We start from the raw sequence: 15,735 nt of genomic DNA, 5'->3' as shown, positions 1-15,735 counted from the left end.
GTCATGGCCACTCCCACAGACACCTCAACTCCCTCCGCCGACGCCCCAGCGCCGGGCAAGCGCAAGGCCTGGCTGCTCGGCCTGTTGTTGCTGGTGCTGCTCGTCGGCGCGGGCACCTGGGCCTGGTACAGCCTGGTCGGGCGCTGGCACGAAAGCACCGACGACGCCTACGTCAATGGCAACGTGGTGGAAATCACCCCGCTGGTGACCGGTACCGTCACCAGTATCGGCGCCGATGACGGCGACCTGGTGCATGCCGGCCAGGTGCTGTTGCAGTTCGACCCGTCCGACAGCGAAGTGGCCCTGCAGTCTGCCGAAGCGAAGCTGGCGCGCACCGTGCGCCAGGTGCGCGGGCTTTACAGCAACGTCGATTCGCTCAAGGCCCAGCTGGAAACCCGCCAGGCCGAACTGCAGAAAGCCCAGCAGAACTACAACCGGCGCAAGGTGCTGGCTGACAGCGGTGCGATTGCAGCGGAAGAAATCTCCCATGCCCGTGACGACCTGACCGTGGCCCAGGCCGCCGTCAACAGCGCACGCCAGCAGCTGAACACCAGCACCGCACTGGTCGACGACACCGTGGTGTCCTCGCACCCCGAGGTGATGGCGGCCGCGGCCGACCTGCGCCAGGCCTACCTCGATCACGCCCGCACTACCTTGCTGGCGCCGGTGACCGGCTATGTTGCCAAGCGCACCGTGCAGCTCGGCCAGCGCCTGCAGCCCGGCACTGCGACCATGGCCGTGATCCCGCTCAATGAAGTGTGGATCGACGCCAACTTCAAGGAAACCCAGTTGCGCGACATGCGCATCGGCCAGCCGGTGGAAATCAGCGCCGACCTGTATGGCAGCGAGGTCAAGTACAGCGGCACGGTCGACAGCCTCGGTGCCGGTACCGGCAGCGCCTTCGCCCTGCTGCCTGCGCAGAACGCCACCGGCAACTGGATCAAGATCGTCCAGCGCGTGCCGGTGCGTATTCACCTGAGCCCTGACCAGCTCAAGGACCACCCGTTGCGCATCGGCCTGTCCACCGTGGTCGAAGTCGACCTTCACGACCAGAGCGGCCCGACCCTGGCCCAGCAGCCACCGCAGCAGGCCAGCTACACCACCCAGGTGTATGACCGCCAGCTGGGCGAGGCGGACCAGCTGATCGCCCGGCTGATCCACGAAAACAGCGCCACCGGCAAGACGGCGCAGCGATGAGCAACAACGCCCCGGCCCAGTTCACCCCGCCGAGCCTGTTGCTGACCACCATCGGCCTGTCGCTGGCGACCTTCATGCAGGTGCTCGACACCACCATCGCCAACGTGGCGCTGCCGACCATTTCCGGCAACCTGGGGGTGAGCTACGAGCAGGGCACCTGGGTGATCACCTCGTTCGCGGTGAGCAACGCCATCGCCTTGCCGCTGACCGGCTGGTTGAGCCGGCGCTTTGGCGAGGTGAAGCTGTTCATCTGGGCCACGCTGCTGTTCGTGCTGGCGTCGTTCCTGTGCGGTGTCGCCCAGTCGATGCCGGAGCTGGTCGGCTTTCGTGTGCTGCAGGGTGTGGTGGCCGGGCCGCTGTACCCGATGACCCAGACCTTGCTGATCGCCGTCTACCCGCCGGCCAAACGCGGCATGGCCCTGGCCTTGCTGGCGATGGTCACGGTGGTGGCGCCGATTGCCGGGCCGATATTGGGTGGTTGGATCACCGACAGTTACAGCTGGCCGTGGATCTTCTTCATCAACGTGCCGATCGGCCTGTTCGCCGCCGCCGTGGTGCGCCAGCAGATGCGCACGCGGCCGGTCGTCACCAGCCGCCAGCCGATGGACTACATTGGCCTGCTGACGCTGATCGTTGGTGTGGGCGCATTGCAGGTGGTGCTGGACAAGGGCAATGACCTGGACTGGTTCGAATCGTCGTTCATCATCATCGGCAGCCTGATCTCGGTGGTGTTCCTGGCGATCTTCATCATCTGGGAACTCACCGACCGCCACCCGGTGGTCAACCTGCGGCTGTTCGTGCACCGCAATTTCCGCGTCGGCACCATTGTGCTGGTCGGTGGTTATGCCGGGTTCTTCGGCATCAACCTGATCCTGCCGCAGTGGTTGCAGACGCAGATGGGCTACACCGCCACCTGGGCGGGCCTGGCGGTGGCGCCGATTGGTTTGCTGCCGGTGATCATGTCGCCGTTCGTGGGCAAGTACGCGCACCGCTTCGACCTGCGGGTGCTGGCGGGGCTGGCGTTTCTGGCGATTGGCACCAGCTGCTTCATGCGCGCGGGGTTCACCAGCGAGGTGGACTTCCAGCACATCGCCCTGGTGCAGTTGTTCATGGGCATCGGCGTGGCGCTGTTCTTCATGCCGACCTTGAGCATCCTGCTGTCGGACCTGCCGCCGCACCAGATTGCCGATGGCTCGGGGCTGGCGACCTTCCTGCGTACGCTGGGGGGGAGCTTTGCGGCTTCGTTGACTACATGGATCTGGATTCGCCGGGCGGACCAGCATCATGCCTACCTGAGCGAGCACATCAGCCAGTTCGACCCGGCCACGCGGCACACGCTGGAGCAGCTGGGCGGGGCGAGTTCGCAGAATTATGCGAAGCTGGAACAGATTGTGAATGCGCAGGCGTACATGATGTCGACGGTGGACTACTTCACCTTGATGACTTGGGTGTTTGCCGGGTTGATCCTGCTGGTGTGGCTGGCCAAGCCGCCGTTTACGGCGAAGGCAGGGCCGGCCTCGGCGGGGCATTGAGATTGTTTGCCTTAAGCTCTTCAGCGCCATTGAAACCGAGCGCCGCCCGCGCGGCGCATCGCGGATAAATCCGCTCCTACATTTGTTGCAACGTGCCGAACCTGTTACGCCATGGTTGCCAGCCTTGGTGCATGTCTTGAGCCGTGTAAACAAAGCTGACAACCATGGCCTGTCAGGCATGGCCACGTTGCAACGAATGTAGGAGCGGATTTATCCGCGATGCGCCGCGCGGGCGGCGCTCGGCCTCAATGGCGCCGAAAATGCTGTGGCGTACACCCCCTTGCCCTCACACGATCTTATCCCCTATCGTCACCGCTCCCTCCCCAAACCATCGGCAGTCCCATGGAGAAAGTCATTGTCATCACCGGTGCCAGCCGTGGCATCGGCGCCGCCACCGCCTTGCAGGCCGCCCGTGAGGGCTACCGCATCTGCATCAACTACCACGCCGACGACCAGGCCGCCGACAGCATCCTCGCCCAGGTTCGCGCCTTGGGTGCCGACGCCATCAGCGTGCGCGCCGACGCCAGTGTCGAAGACGAGGTGATCCAGTTGTTCCACCGCGTCGACCAGGAACTCGGCCCGGTCACCGCGCTGGTCAACAACGCCGGTACCATTGGCCAGCAGAGCCGTGTCGAGGACATGTCCGAGTTCCGCCTGCTCAAGGTGATGAAGACCAATGTCGTCGGCCCCATGCTCTGCGCCAAGCACGCCTTGCTGCGCATGGCCCGCCGTCATGGCGGGCATGGTGGCGCGATCGTCAATGTGTCCTCGCTTGCCGCACGCCTCGGCTCACCCAACGAGTACGTCGACTACGCCGCCTCCAAAGGTGCGCTGGACACCTTCACCATCGGCCTGGCCAAGGAAGTGGCGGGTGAGGGCGTGCGGGTCAACGGCGTGCGACCGGGTTACATCCACACCGGTTTCCATGCCCTTTCCGGTGACCCTGATCGCGTGACCAAGCTTGAATCTGGCCTGCCCATGGGCCGGGGCGGGCGCGCCGAAGAAGTGGCAGAGGCGATTCTCTGGCTGCTGTCGGACAAGGCCTCGTACTCCACCGGCAGCTTCATCGAACTGGGCGGCGGGCGTTGAGCGCTGCCCGTCAGGGCAGCTCATCCGCCAGCAACTGGCGTACCCGCTCGGCCAGTGCCTCAAGCTCGAAAGGCTTGGTCAGCACGCTGGTACCCTGCAGCAACTGGCCGTCGCTGAGCGCCGCACTCTCGTCGTAGCCGGTAATGAACAGCACTTTCAGGTGCGGATACCGTTGCCGGCACTGCTCAGCCAACTGGCGGCCACTGAGGCCGTGGGGCAGGCCGATATCGCTCAGCAGCAGGTCAGGTTGCTCGCACTGCTGCAGGTACGCCAGCGCGGCAGGGCCATTTTCGAAGGCCTCGACCTGATAGCCCAGCTCTTCCAGCACTTCGCCGACCACCAGGCGCAGCGCCGCCTGGTCTTCCACCAGTACGATGCGTTGCCCGCCCGAGCTGCTGGCCAACCCTTTGCTCGCCGGTGGCGCAGTGGCCACAACAGGCTGTTCGTGATGGCGCGGCAAGTACAGCTCGACCCGTGTGCCTTTACCAGGCGTGGAGAGCAGGCGCAGCTGGCCGCCCGACTGGCGCACGAAACCATACGTCATCGACAACCCCAGGCCGGTGCCTTGGCCCATGGGTTTGGTGGAGAAGAACGGGTCGATTGCCCGTGCCGCCACCGCTGCGCTCATGCCGCAACCGGTGTCGGCCACGCTGAGCCGTACATAGTCCCCGGCGGCCAGTTCGAGCGGGCGTGCCTGCTCGCTGCCGAGGCTGATGTTGTCGCCCTCGATATCGATCGCGCCACCATCGGGCATGGCGTCACGCGCATTGATGCACAGGTTGAGCAGGGCGCTTTCCAGTTGCGGTGGGTCGATGAACGTCGGCCACAACCGGGCGTTGAAGTGGCTGCGCAAGGTGATGGACGGGCCTATGCTGCGGTGGATCAGCTCTTCCATGTCGTTGACCAGTGCCGCGACCCCGGTCGAACGCGGTTGCAAGGTCTGCTGGCGTGAAAAGGCCAGCAACCGGTGCACCAATGCTGATGCCCGTTGCGCCGAGTGGCTGGACAGTTGGAGCAAAGGCCCCAACTCTTCGTAGCGCTGCTGGCCCAGGCGCTTTTTCATCAACTCCTGGGCATTGATGATGCCGCCCAGCAGGTTGTTGAAATCGTGAGCGATGCCGCCGCTGAGTTGCCCCACGGCTTCCATCTTCTGCGCTTGGCGCAGCGCCTGTTCGGCCTTGGCCAGGCGCTGCTGCTCCTGCACTCGCTCGGTGATGTCAAAGGCGAATAGATAGGCACCTAGCACGCTGTCATCGTGGTTGCGCAAGGCGTTGAAACGCAGCTCGTAGTGGCGTTGTCCGAAAGCACCAATCTCGATGAACTGTTCGCCTGCCAGCGCCCGTTGCCACATGGGTATGATCAGATCGCGGTCCGTGGGGGCGTTTTCCATCAATGCTGGCAGATAGTCGCCGACCTCAGGCGTGCGCCCGTACAAGGCATGGAAATCGTGCCTGGCCTGACGGTTGACCGCCAGCCAGTGCATGCCGGTATCAACCACATGCAAGTTGACCACGCTATGGTCGACCAGCTCGGCGAACAGGCGCCGTTCGGCCAATGCTGCACCGACCCGCTGCTCAAGCTCTTCGTTCAGTTGCTGCAGTGCCTGCTCGGCCCTGCGCCGCTCGGTGACATCCTTGAACAGCACCGCGACCTGGCGGCGCTCTGCCGGCTCCACGCGGAAGGTGGTCACCGATAGTACATGGCCAGTGGCGACCAGCTCCTGTTCGAACTGCATTGGCTCGCCGGTACGCAACACCTCGCCGTAGCGGGCCACCCAGTCGTCGGCTTCGTTGGGCACCATTTCTCGCAGCTTCTGCCCGACCACATTTGGGATCCCTGCATGCTTGGCGTAGGCCGCGTTGGCCAGCACGTGGATGTAGTCGCTGAGCGGGCCGTGGGGGCCGTCGAAGAATTCGATGATGCAGAAGCCTTCGTCCATGGTGTCGAACAGAAAGCGATAGATGTTCTGGTCCTGGTCTGCGTGTTGCAGCAGCTTGGACTCCAGCTGTGCGTTACGTTGGCGCAGGGTTTCGATTTCCTGGCGCAGTGCGAGCAGGTCGCGGCGGGGCATGGCGACGTCCGACAGAAATGAATGGCCAGACTTTACCTGTCCGCAACGCAGCCGCATAGCGGCCTACAGCGGTAAGCGCCGATTTTCCAGCAGCTGTACCACTTGCTGGTTGAGGGCTGCCAGCTCGAAGGGCTTGTACAGTATGGCGCTGTGCCGGCCGGGGGGGACATTGATTCGATTGCTGGCATAGGCCGTGATGTACAGCACCGCGATAGTGCCCGGCAGCTTCTGGCAGGCTGCTGCTATCTGGTCGCCATCGACCCCGCCCGGCAAGCCGATATCGGTGATAAGCAGGTGCGGGCGCAAGCCTGCCTGCAAGGCTTCCAGTGCGTCGCGGCCGTCGCTGAAGGCATGCACCCTGTGCCCCTGTTCCTCGAGCACTTCGCTGATCAGCAGGCGCAGGGTGTCCTGGTCTTCCACCAGCATCACCTCTTGAGGCGTTGCATGGTGCCCTTCGCGGGTTGCCTGTGGCTGCTCGCTGGCTTGCGCAGCGGTGCCGCTGGAGGCCCGCGGAAGGTAGAGGTGGATGCAGGCGCCGTGCCCCGGTTCGCTGACGATGCGCAACCGGCCCCCGGACTGGCGCACGAAGCCATACACAATTGACAGCCCAAGACCGGAGCCCTGGCCCAGTGGTTTGGTGGTGAAGAAAGGCTCGAGTGCCCGTTGCAGCACTTCGGCGGGCATGCCGACACCGCTGTCGCAGACGCTGAGATGAAGGTAGGCGCCGCAGGGCAGCTCCAGTGCACGGGCCTGCACTTCATCGAGCTGGGCGTTTTCACTGGCAATACGCAGCGTGCCACCGAGCGGCATGGCGTCGCGGGCGTTGATGCACAGGTTGAGCAGCGCGTTCTCCAGTTGATGCGGATCGATCTGCACCAGCCAGCAGTCGCTTTGGGTCTGGTCGATGAAGGTGATGCGCTCATCGAGCGAGCTGGCAATCAGCTCGTGCATGCCGGCCACCAGCTGTTGGACGTTCACGGCCTGAGGTACCAGCGTCTGCTGGCGCGAGAACGCCAGCAGGCGCTGGACCAGCGAGGCCGCGCGTTGAGCGTTGCGCCGGGCGACGCCGAGCAGCCGGGAGCTGTCATGGTAGCGCTGCTCGGCCTGGCGCTGCTCGGCCATCTCCAGCGCGCCGAGGATGCCACCCAACAGGTTGTTGAAGTCATGTGCGATGCCGCCGGTCAACTGCCCCACTGCTTCCATTTTCTGCGATTGGCGCAGGGCCTCTTCGGTCGTGCGCAGGCGCTCCTGCTCGGCGACACGCTCGCTGATGTCATAGGCGAACAGGTAACCACCCTGGATCTGTTGCTGGGCGTCGCGCAAGGTGTTGTAGCTGATTTGATAGTGGCGCAGGGCATCGGGTGGGCCGATGGCGATGGTGTCGATGAATGCTTCGCCGGTGAGCACGCGCGGCCACGTCGCTTCCAGCCATTTGCAGATGTCAGGCTGGTTGGCAATGAACTGCGGGATGTAGTCACCGACCTGCGGCACGAAACCGCGCAGGCGTTTGAAGGTTTCCTGCGCGGTGCGGTTGATTGCCAGCAGGCGGAAGTTGCGATCGGCTGCAAACACGTTGGCCTGGCTGTGATCGACCAGTTCGCCCAGCAGCTTGTTGTTGGCCTGGGCTTGATCGATGCGCAGGGCCAGGTCCTGCAGCGCTTGGGGGGAGGGCGTCGAGTCGTCAGGCGGCATGGGGCGATCCAGCGTGTGGGGTCGCCCAACTATAGCCGCTCTTGTTCACGCCTTCCTTCAGAACTTCAGAACGAGCGGATGATGCGCCCCAAGGTTTCCATGGCGCGTTCGGCGTTCTCGTTCCACGGTGTGCCGTAGTTCAGACGGATGCAATTGCCAAAGCGTCGGGTCGGCGAAAAGATCGGCCCCGGTGCGATGCTGATGCCCTGGGCCAAAGCCATGTGGAACAGCTTGAGGGCGTCCATCTGTTCAGGCAGTTCCAGCCACAGGAAGTAGCCGCCGGAGGGCTGGCTGACGCGGGTCTGCGCCGGAAAATGGCGGGCGATGGCGGCCAGCATGTTGGCCTGCTGCCCCTCCAGGGCGTAGCGCAGCTTGCGCAGGTGGCGGTCGTAGCCACCGTGCTGAAGGTAGTCGGCGATGGCGGCTTGGGCGGGCATCGAGGCGCACAGCGAGGTCATCAACTTCAGCCGCTCGATTTTCTGGGCAAAACGCCCCGCAGCGACCCAACCAATGCGGTAACCCGGTGCCAGGCTCTTGGCAAACGAGCCGCAATGCATCACCAGCCCCTGGGTGTCGAACGCCTTGGCCGGTTTCGGGGCCTGTTGCGAGTAGTAGAGCTCGGCGTAGACATCGTCTTCGATCAACGGCACCTGATGGTGGCGTAGCAGTTCGACCAATGCCTGCTTCTTCGCCTCGGGCATGCTCGCGCCCACCGGGTTCTGGAAGTTGGTCATGCACCACACGGCCTTTACCGGGTGCTTGTCCAGGGTCTGGGCCAGCACGGCCAGGTCCATGCCCTCGCGCGGGTGCACCGGGATTTCCACGGCCTTGAGCTTGAGCCGCTCCAGCACTTGCAGGCAGGCGTAAAAGGCCGGTGCCTCGATGGCCACCAGGTCGCCGGGTTCGGTAACGGCCTGCAGGCACAGGTTCAGGGCTTCCAGCGCGCCATTGGTGATCAGCAGCTCTTCCATCGGCAGCATCAACCCACCGACCATGTAGCGCAGGGCGATTTGCCGGCGCAATTGTGGGTTGCCCGGCGACAGGTCGGTGACCACCATGCGCGGGTCCATGGCCCGGCTGGCGCTGGCCAGCGAGCGTGACAGGCGCTGCAGCGGGAACAGTTCAGGGCTGGGGAAGGCCGAGCCGAACGGTACGGTACTTGGGTCCTTGATCGAGTCGAGGATGGAGAACACCAGGCCGCTGACGTCCACCTCGGTCGATTCGCTGAGCGGCTCCAGCGCCTGCGGTTCACTGAACTGGCGCGGTGCATGGGCGTTGACGAAGTAGCCTGAGCGTGGCCGTGCGCGGATCAGCCCACGGCGTTCGAGCAGGTAGTAGGCCTGGAACACCGTGGACGGGCTGACGCCGTGAGTCTGGCTGGCATAGCGTACCGAAGGCACGCGCTGGCCTGGGCCGAGTACCCCGGAGCGGATCAGTTCGGCAATGTCGTCGGCGAAGCGTTCGTAACGTTTCATGGGGGCTCGGCAGGCAAGGTGAACGATCAGTGTAAGGGATCAGCGGTTCAGTGGCGCCACGAAGCGGCTGCGGGCAACGCTGCGCACGGCGGGCTGGTCACTGTCGCGGATTTCGAAGGCCAGGTCCTGTGAGCTGCTGGCCGGGCGCTCGGCCAGCAGTGCCACCGACACAGGCAGCTCGCTCATTTCGCCGGCCGGGATGCTGAACTCGGTGTTGCCGTGCAGTTCGAAGCCCTCGGCATCGAGCAGGCGCAGGCGGTAACGCTGGGGTTGCGCGGTCTTGTTGATGACTTTAAGCAAATAGATGTTCTCGATCTGGCCTTGGGCGTTTTCACGGAACAGGCCACGGTCCTTGATCACGTCCAGCGATACCATCGGGCGCAGCTGCAGAGCCACCACCAGGGCGCCGATCATCAGCACCAGCGCGGCGGCGTAGCCGAGCAGGCGCGGGCGTGCCCAGTGGGAAGTTCCACCTTGCAGGCTGTGCTCGGACTTGTAGCCGATCAGGCCGCGGGGGTAACCCATCTTGCCCATGACGTTGTCGCAGGCATCGATACAGGCCGCGCAACCAATGCAGGCCATCTGCAGGCCGTCGCGGATATCGATGCCGGTGGGGCAGACCTGCACGCACAGGGTGCAGTCGATACAGTCGCCCAGGCCTTGGGCACGGGCGTCGCTGCCTTTCTTGCGCGGGCCGCGGGATTCGCCGCGGCGCGGGTCGTAGGCCACGGCCAGGGTGTCCTGGTCGAACATCACGCTCTGGAAACGCGCATAGGGGCACATGTGCAGGCACACCGCCTCGCGCAGCCAGCCTGCATTGATATAGGTGGCGGCGGTGAAGAACAGCACCCAGAACAGTGCCACGCCGCCGAGCTGCAGGGTAAACAGTTCATGGGCCAGTGGGCGTATTGGCGTGAAGTAGCCGACGAAGGTCAGGCCGGTTAGCACGCCAATGGCCAGCCACAGGCTGTGCTTGAGCGTGCGCCGGGCCAGTTTGTTCAGGCTCCAGGGTGCTGCAGCCAATTTGATGCGCTGGTTGCGGTCGCCTTCGGTGACCTTCTCGCACCACATGAACAGCCAGGTCCAAGTGCTTTGCGGGCAGCTGTAGCCGCACCACACCCGGCCGGCGTAGACGGTGATGGCAAACAGGCCGAAGGCGCAGATGATCAGCAGCGCCGAGAGCAGGATGAAGTCCTGCGGCCAGAAGGTCGCGCCGAAGATGTGGAACTTGCTGTCGGCCAGGTCCCACAGCACCGCCTGGCGACCGTTCCAGTCGAGCCAGGCAGTGCCGAAGAACAGCGCGAACAGCACGCCGGCGAAGGCTATGCGCAGCGTGCGGTACAGGCCGGTGAAACTGCGGGTGTGGATACCCTCGGCGGCAATCTGGATGGCATGGATTCGATCAGTCATGGCGTCGGTGCTCTTCTGGCCTCGATCAGGCACGAGCACTATGACCCCCGAACTGTTTTCAGCACAGACTCAGGTCAGGCGATAAAAACCATATCAGATTGCCGCAAATGGTCTCGCAAGCCCTAGATCACCGAGCCTGGCGTGCTGGCCTTGAGGTGCCTGCGGCTATCGACCGCACCCGCCACAGTCAGCGCGTCGGCTTCGGCCTCGGTGATCGGGAAGCGTTCGCCGGCGAGGATGGCCACGGACATCCGCAACTGTTCGTCAGTGATGATTTCGATCTCGGGGCCTTTGCCCTCGATGCGCAGCTTTTCACCAATGAGGGTGCAGCGCTGGGTGCTTTCTTCGACTTCGATGGGCATGGTGGCGTCCTCCGGGGCGGTTACAGGTTGTGACCACAGGCGAAGGAAGGTTGCTGCATCGGCTTGCCGGGTGGGCACTTTGCGGGCTGCGCAGGGGTCAACTTCATTAGGCACCCGTCCGGCCTCTTCGCGGGCAAGCCTGCTTCCACAAATAGTGCGCGGACCTCTGTGGGAGCGGGCTTGCCCGCGACGAGGCCGGTGCAGGCAGAGCATCCCTTCAGCCCGGTACCCAATCCATGGATCTGATCTGGCAAACCATTCAGGCCGAATTCGCCGACATCACCCATGAACGCGAGGTCATCCAGGTTCTCGTTCGTCTGCTGATGGCCGCTGTACTGGGTGCCGTGCTGGGTTTCGAGCGCGAGCACAAAGGCAAGTCCGCCGGCGTGCGCACGCACATGCTGGTATCCCTGGGCGCGGCGCTGTTCGTGCTGGCACCCAGCATGGCCGGTGCTGATCAGCAGGCCCTGAGCCGAGTGATCCAGGGTATCGTCGCCGGCATCGGCTTTCTCGGCGCGGGCACCATCCTCAAGGGTAACGGCCAGGACACCAGCCACGTCAAAGGCCTGACCACCGCTGCGGGGTTGTGGATGACAGCTGCAATCGGTACCGCTGCGGGCATGGGGCGCGAAGCCACGGCGCTGGTCAGCACGGTGCTGGCGCTGTTGGTCCTGGGCACGATGCCGCTACTGGTGGAGAAGGTCGAGGGAGAGGACGAGGAGAAGCAGAACGAGGAGGGGGGCAGGAAGCACTGAGGGGAGCCGAAGCTCCCCTCAAAGCGTTGTTGCCTGCTCTTTTCTTATTATTGAGACCGGCCTTTTATTGTTTTTGTAGGCTAGCCTTGATGTCGCGTGCGACCCCCATCCGGGGTCAAGAGCAAACGTATTTTTTTGAGCGCTGACCTGCTTTCATCCTGTGGATCCGAGCCTGACTGCCGCTACCTTCAGGTAGTTTTATTGTTCTGTGTCAGTCCGCGGGGCGAGCCCCTGAAAAGCCTGTCTACTCCAAAAAAATCTGCTTGCTGCGCCTCTGCCGTGTTGTTCTTGTTATGTCAGAGCCGTTACATGTTGTTTTTATTGGTTATCGCGTTTTTCTTGTTGTTGTACCAAACATATAGCAGGTGCCGTGCCAACTTTTTAAAAGCCTTTAAAATCAATGGTTTGGCGTGAGTGACGAAATCGGTCGACCTGAAATTCTGTCGATTTGTTTCCCTGTTACCCGGTTTTTTGCTGAAAACTGTGGGGGCGGTAACACTCACCCACACTCATGTGACACCTGTATGAAACTCATTGTGCGCTGCGTGCACGTGCCACCCTCGAACCGTTGGCGCGGCCCAGCACCGCGCTGATACGCTGCCCGGCGGCAATCAGCCGGTCAAGGTCGATACCGGTCTGGATGCCCAGCCCCTGCAGCAGGTACAGCACATCCTCGGTGGCGATGTTGCCGGTAGCGCCCTTGGCGTAAGGGCAGCCGCCCAGGCCTGCGACCGAGCTGTCGAACACGCTGATGCCTTCGAGCAGGCTGGCATACACGTTGGCCAGCGCCTGGCCATAGGTGTCGTGGAAGTGGCCGGCCAGTTGCGCGCGTGGCACCACGGCCGACACCACCTCGAACAGCCGCCGGGTATCACCGGCCGTGCCGGTGCCGATGGTGTCACCCAGCGAAACCTCGTAGCAGCCCATGTCGTGCAGGGCCTTGGCCACTGGCGCTACCTGCTCGGCGCTGACCTTGCCTTCATAAGGGCAGCCCAGCACACAGGAAACGTAACCGCGTACCCGCACGCCGTGGCTGCGGGCGGCCTGCATGATCGGTTCGAACCGCTGCAGGCTTTCGCTGATCGAGCAGTTGATGTTGCGTTGCGAGAAGGCCTCGGACGCGGCGGCAAACACCGCCACTTCCTTCACCCCGGCCGCCAGGGCGTCCTCTAAACCGCGCAGGTTGGGCGCCAACGCGGCATAGGTAACACCCGTGCGCTGCTGGATACCGGCGAACACTTCGGCCGAACCGGCCATTTGTGGTACCCATTTGGGCGAGACGAAACTGCCGACCTCGATATAGCTCAGCCCGGCGTTGGTCAGGTCGTCGACCAGTTGCACCTTGTCGGCGACGCTGATGGGTTGGGCCTCGTTTTGCAGGCCGTCGCGGGGGCCGACTTCGACCAGGCGGACTGTTGCGGGCATGGGCATGGTGGGGTTCCTGTCAGCGTTTGTCTTTATTGTTCAGGGTGGCGGCCAGGGCCTGTTCGCAGCGCTCCTGGGCGGTATCCAGTTCCAGTTGCATCTGGTGGATATCGAGCATCTGCTGTTCCAGCTGGGCTCGGCGCTCTGCGATCTTCGCCAGCATGCTGTGAAGCTGCTTGAGGTTGCCGCTGCTGGGGTCGTACAGCTCGATCAGCTCACGGCATTCGGCCAGTGAGAAGCCGATGCGCTTGCCGCGCAGGATGAGCTTCAGGCTCACTTTGTCACGGGCCGAATAGATGCGCTCCAGGCCGCGCCGCTCGGGGCTCAGCAGGCCCTGTTCCTCATAGAAGCGGATGGCGCGGGTGGTGATGTCCAGCTCGCGGGAGAGGTCGGAGATGCTGTAGGTCTGGCTGCTCATGCTAGGGCTCGGCGTGGGGTATGCCAGTATCCTGAGGGCAGGTTGACGTATACGTCAAGCAGATCAGTCGGGCTGCCCCGAGCGCCGGTAGCCATTGGGTGTCTGCCCGCTCAGGCGCTTGAAGAAGCGGGCGAAATAGGTAGGGTCGCTGAAACCCAGGTTGTCCGACAGCTGCCCGATGCTCATGCGCGTATAGATGAGGTTGCGGCGAGCCTCCAGCAACAGGCGCTGATGGATCACCTGCAACGCGGTCTGCCCGCTCAATGCCCGGCACAGCTGGTTGAGCTGCAGGCTGGGGATGTTCAGGCGCGCGGCGAAGTCCTCCACCGACAGGTGTTCGCGGTAGTGCGCCTCGACCAGCCGCAGGTACTGCCCGAGCAACTGCCGGTCACGTTCGTCACGGTTGCGTGGTGGCTGCCCCAGTTGCTGGCGGCGGCTGATCCACACCATCAGCGCGGTCACCAGTGCCTCGAGCATGGTCGCCCGCGCGGGGGCGTTGCCCTGGTACTCCTGCTGCAGTGTTTCGATCAGGCCGCGCAACTGCACGCGGTCCTTGCCCAGCGGGTAACACGCCGCTTTCGCCAGCACCCCCAGCGGTGCACCCAGGCGCTGTTCCAGGTCGGCCACCAATGCGCTGCCGAACGTCAGCACATGGCCCTGGATATCGGCGCTGAAGCGAAAACCGTGCACGGTCAGCGGCGGCACCACTTGTATCGCAGCCTCGACGACTGTGCTGCGCACGCCTTCGATTTCCACTTGGGCCTCACCGCGCTGCACATAGAGCAACTGGAACAGCTCGGCGTGCTGGTGCGGTTTGATCTCCCAGTGGTGCAGGCGGCTGCGCGCCGGGATCGACTCGCAATGCAGCAGGTCGGTGCCGGGCCAGTGCTGGTTTTCGCCATATAACTGGAACAGCGGGACGCCGGGGAGGGTAGATCTCATGTCGTAATTGCCTGTCCGTTAATCGAACAATTTTTGTAAAAGTGCATTTTTTGCATCGGATAGCACACTTAATTGGCCGTTATTGCCAGTAAAAATGCAAGGGCTGATCCTAATAACGAGATAAAAACAATGAACACTCAGGTTGCAATCATCGGCGCAGGCCCGTCCGGCCTGCTGCTTGGCCAGCTGCTGCACAAGGCCGGAATCGACACGGTCATTCTCGAACGCCAGACCCCCGAATACGTGCTTGGCCGCATCCGTGCCGGTGTGCTTGAACAAGGCACCGTCGACCTGCTGCGCGAAGCCGGCGTCGCCGAACGCATGGACCGCGAAGGCCTGGTGCACGAGGGCGTCGAGCTGCTGGTTGCAGGCCGTCGCCAGCGCCTGGACCTGAAGCACCTCACCGGCGGCAAGACGGTGATGGTCTACGGCCAGACCGAAGTCACCCGGGACCTGATGCAGGCCCGCGAAGCCAGCGGCGCGCCGATCATCTACTCGGCCAGCAACGTGCAACCCCACGAGCTCAAGGGCGAACGCCCCTACGTGACCTTTGAAAAGGACGGTCAGGCCCACCGCCTGGACTGCGACTACATTGCCGGTTGCGATGGCTTCCACGGCGTATCGCGCAAGAGCATCCCCGAAGGCGTGCTCAAGGAATACGAGCGGGTGTACCCGTTTGGCTGGCTGGGCATGCTGTCCGATACCCCGCCGGTCAACCACGAGCTGATCTACGCCCACCACGCGCGTGGCTTCTCGCTGTGCAGCCAGCGCTCGCAGACGCGCAGTCGCTATTACCTGCAGGTGCCGCTGGAAGAACGTGTGGAAGACTGGTCCGACGAGCGCTTCTGGAACGAGCTCAAGGCGCGCCTGCCCGAAGACGTGGCGCAGCACCTGGTTACCGGGCCTGCCCTGGAAAAGAGCATCGCGCCGCTGCGCAGCCTGGTGGTCGAGCCGATGCAGTACGGTAACCTGTTCCTGGTCGGCGATGCCGCGCACATCGTTCCACCGACGGGTGCCAAGGGTCTGAACCTGGCGGCCTCCGACGTCAACTACCTGTACCGGATCCTGGTCAAGGTATACCGCGAGGGGCGCACCGACCTGCTGGAACAGTATTCGCCCCTGGCGCTGCGTCGGGTGTGGAAGGGCGAGCGTTTCAGCTGGTTCATGACCCAGCTGCTGCATGACTTTGGCGAGCACAAGGATGCCTGGGATCAGAAAATGCAGGAGGCCGATCGCGAGTATTTCCTGACCTCGCCGGCGGGGTTGGTGAACATTGCCGAGAATTACGTGGGGTTGCCGTACGAGGAGGTGGCCTGAGGCGCCGGGGTACGCCGACAGGGGGTTGTCGCCTGTGGGATCGAGCGCCG

General features: G+C 63.6%; 13 protein-coding genes. 5 read left to right on the top strand and 8 right to left on the bottom strand.

The window, feature by feature from the left end; translation table 11 throughout:
• Window positions 1-3: 3 nt before the first annotated feature.
• The 3 genes from APH27_RS20865 (at window position 4) to APH27_RS20855 (ending at window position 3,818) form a co-directional block, all read left to right on the top strand.
• Window positions 4-1,197 carry an HlyD family efflux transporter periplasmic adaptor subunit gene (locus tag APH27_RS20865; RefSeq protein WP_027920374.1) on the top strand — a complete coding sequence of 398 codons (1,194 nt, stop codon included), beginning with the start codon at window positions 4-6 and terminating at the stop codon, window positions 1,195-1,197.
• A complete protein-coding gene (locus APH27_RS20860; protein ID WP_060485787.1) occupies window positions 1,194-2,729 on the top strand; it encodes a DHA2 family efflux MFS transporter permease subunit in 1,536 nt (511 codons plus the stop codon). The genes APH27_RS20865 and APH27_RS20860 overlap by 4 nt, the downstream gene beginning before the upstream one ends.
• A 342-nt stretch (window positions 2,730-3,071) precedes the next feature.
• Complete coding sequence (locus tag APH27_RS20855) at window positions 3,072-3,818, top strand: SDR family oxidoreductase (protein WP_027920372.1); 747 nt, start codon at window positions 3,072-3,074, stop codon at window positions 3,816-3,818.
• Between the two features lie 10 nt (window positions 3,819-3,828).
• Here APH27_RS20855 and APH27_RS20850 read toward each other — a convergent pair whose 3' ends face one another.
• The 5 genes from APH27_RS20850 to APH27_RS20830 form a co-directional block, all read right to left on the bottom strand.
• A complete protein-coding gene (locus APH27_RS20850) occupies window positions 3,829-5,889 on the bottom strand; it encodes a PAS domain-containing sensor histidine kinase (protein WP_060485786.1) in 2,061 nt (686 codons plus the stop codon).
• A 63-nt stretch (window positions 5,890-5,952) separates the two neighbouring features.
• Complete coding sequence (locus APH27_RS20845; protein WP_060485785.1) at window positions 5,953-7,581, bottom strand: PAS domain-containing sensor histidine kinase; 1,629 nt, start codon at window positions 7,579-7,581, stop codon at window positions 5,953-5,955.
• 65 nt (window positions 7,582-7,646) lie between these two features.
• On the bottom strand, window positions 7,647-9,056 hold the full coding sequence (gene mapR / locus APH27_RS20840) for a GntR family transcriptional regulator MpaR (RefSeq protein ID WP_027920369.1): 1,410 nt from the start codon (window positions 9,054-9,056) through the stop codon (window positions 7,647-7,649).
• A 39-nt stretch (window positions 9,057-9,095) separates the two neighbouring features.
• Window positions 9,096-10,466 (bottom strand): cytochrome c oxidase accessory protein CcoG, encoded by a 1,371-nt coding sequence (gene ccoG / locus APH27_RS20835; protein ID WP_027920368.1) that lies wholly within the window; start codon window positions 10,464-10,466, stop codon window positions 9,096-9,098.
• Window positions 10,467-10,588: 122 nt separating this feature from the next.
• Window positions 10,589-10,828, bottom strand: a complete 240-nt coding sequence (locus tag APH27_RS20830; RefSeq protein ID WP_027920367.1) for a DUF3203 family protein — start codon at window positions 10,826-10,828, stop codon at window positions 10,589-10,591.
• Between the two features lie 236 nt (window positions 10,829-11,064).
• Here APH27_RS20830 and APH27_RS20825 point away from each other — a divergent pair, with 236 nt between their 5' ends.
• A complete protein-coding gene (locus APH27_RS20825; protein WP_027920366.1) occupies window positions 11,065-11,583 on the top strand; it encodes an MgtC/SapB family protein in 519 nt (172 codons plus the stop codon).
• 531 nt (window positions 11,584-12,114) lie between these two features.
• Here the strand turns inward: APH27_RS20825 and APH27_RS20820 are convergent.
• The 3 genes from APH27_RS20820 to APH27_RS20810 all read right to left on the bottom strand — a co-directional run bounded on the left by APH27_RS20820 (window position 12,115) and on the right by APH27_RS20810 (window position 14,368).
• A complete protein-coding gene (locus tag APH27_RS20820; RefSeq protein WP_060485784.1) occupies window positions 12,115-13,014 on the bottom strand; it encodes a hydroxymethylglutaryl-CoA lyase in 900 nt (299 codons plus the stop codon).
• Window positions 13,015-13,027: 13 nt separating this feature from the next.
• Window positions 13,028-13,426 carry a MerR family DNA-binding transcriptional regulator gene (locus APH27_RS20815; RefSeq protein WP_027920364.1) on the bottom strand — a complete coding sequence of 133 codons (399 nt, stop codon included), beginning with the start codon at window positions 13,424-13,426 and terminating at the stop codon, window positions 13,028-13,030.
• Between the two features lie 63 nt (window positions 13,427-13,489).
• On the bottom strand, window positions 13,490-14,368 hold the full coding sequence (locus tag APH27_RS20810; RefSeq protein ID WP_027920363.1) for a helix-turn-helix domain-containing protein: 879 nt from the start codon (window positions 14,366-14,368) through the stop codon (window positions 13,490-13,492).
• Between the two features lie 129 nt (window positions 14,369-14,497).
• On the opposite strand from APH27_RS20810, the gene pobA reads away from it, so the two are divergent.
• On the top strand, window positions 14,498-15,685 hold the full coding sequence (gene pobA, locus APH27_RS20805) for a 4-hydroxybenzoate 3-monooxygenase (protein WP_060485783.1): 1,188 nt from the start codon (window positions 14,498-14,500) through the stop codon (window positions 15,683-15,685).
• Window positions 15,686-15,735 lie beyond the last annotated feature (50 nt).

The organism is Pseudomonas sp. NBRC 111123, from assembly GCF_001320205.1.
Lineage (GTDB): Bacteria > Pseudomonadota > Gammaproteobacteria > Pseudomonadales > Pseudomonadaceae > Aquipseudomonas > Aquipseudomonas putida_J.
Note: the sequence above shows the minus strand (reverse complement) of the source record. Positions and strands in the feature narration are given on the sequence as shown.

What these genes read in the sequence shown, in the direction of transcription:
- APH27_RS20855 (WP_027920372.1), top strand. Translation starts at nt 3,072, where the DNA reads ATGGAGAAAGTCATTGTCATCACCGGTGCCAGCCGTGGCATCGGCGCC.
- APH27_RS20845 (WP_060485785.1), bottom strand. Translation starts at nt 7,581, where the DNA reads ATGCCGCCTGACGACTCGACGCCCTCCCCCCAAGCGCTGCAGGACCTG.
- ccoG (WP_027920368.1), bottom strand. Translation starts at nt 10,466, where the DNA reads ATGACTGATCGAATCCATGCCATCCAGATTGCCGCCGAGGGTATCCAC.
- APH27_RS20825 (WP_027920366.1), top strand. Translation starts at nt 11,065, where the DNA reads ATGGATCTGATCTGGCAAACCATTCAGGCCGAATTCGCCGACATCACC.
- pobA (WP_060485783.1), top strand. Translation starts at nt 14,498, where the DNA reads ATGAACACTCAGGTTGCAATCATCGGCGCAGGCCCGTCCGGCCTGCTG.
- APH27_RS20860 (WP_060485787.1), top strand. Translation starts at nt 1,194, where the DNA reads ATGAGCAACAACGCCCCGGCCCAGTTCACCCCGCCGAGCCTGTTGCTG.
- APH27_RS20850 (WP_060485786.1), bottom strand. Translation starts at nt 5,889, where the DNA reads ATGCCCCGCCGCGACCTGCTCGCACTGCGCCAGGAAATCGAAACCCTG.
- APH27_RS20820 (WP_060485784.1), bottom strand. Translation starts at nt 13,014, where the DNA reads ATGCCCATGCCCGCAACAGTCCGCCTGGTCGAAGTCGGCCCCCGCGAC.
- APH27_RS20815 (WP_027920364.1), bottom strand. Translation starts at nt 13,426, where the DNA reads ATGAGCAGCCAGACCTACAGCATCTCCGACCTCTCCCGCGAGCTGGAC.
- mapR (WP_027920369.1), bottom strand. Translation starts at nt 9,056, where the DNA reads ATGAAACGTTACGAACGCTTCGCCGACGACATTGCCGAACTGATCCGC.
- APH27_RS20830 (WP_027920367.1), bottom strand. Translation starts at nt 10,828, where the DNA reads ATGCCCATCGAAGTCGAAGAAAGCACCCAGCGCTGCACCCTCATTGGT.
- APH27_RS20810 (WP_027920363.1), bottom strand. Translation starts at nt 14,368, where the DNA reads ATGAGATCTACCCTCCCCGGCGTCCCGCTGTTCCAGTTATATGGCGAA.
- APH27_RS20865 (WP_027920374.1), top strand. Translation starts at nt 4, where the DNA reads ATGGCCACTCCCACAGACACCTCAACTCCCTCCGCCGACGCCCCAGCG.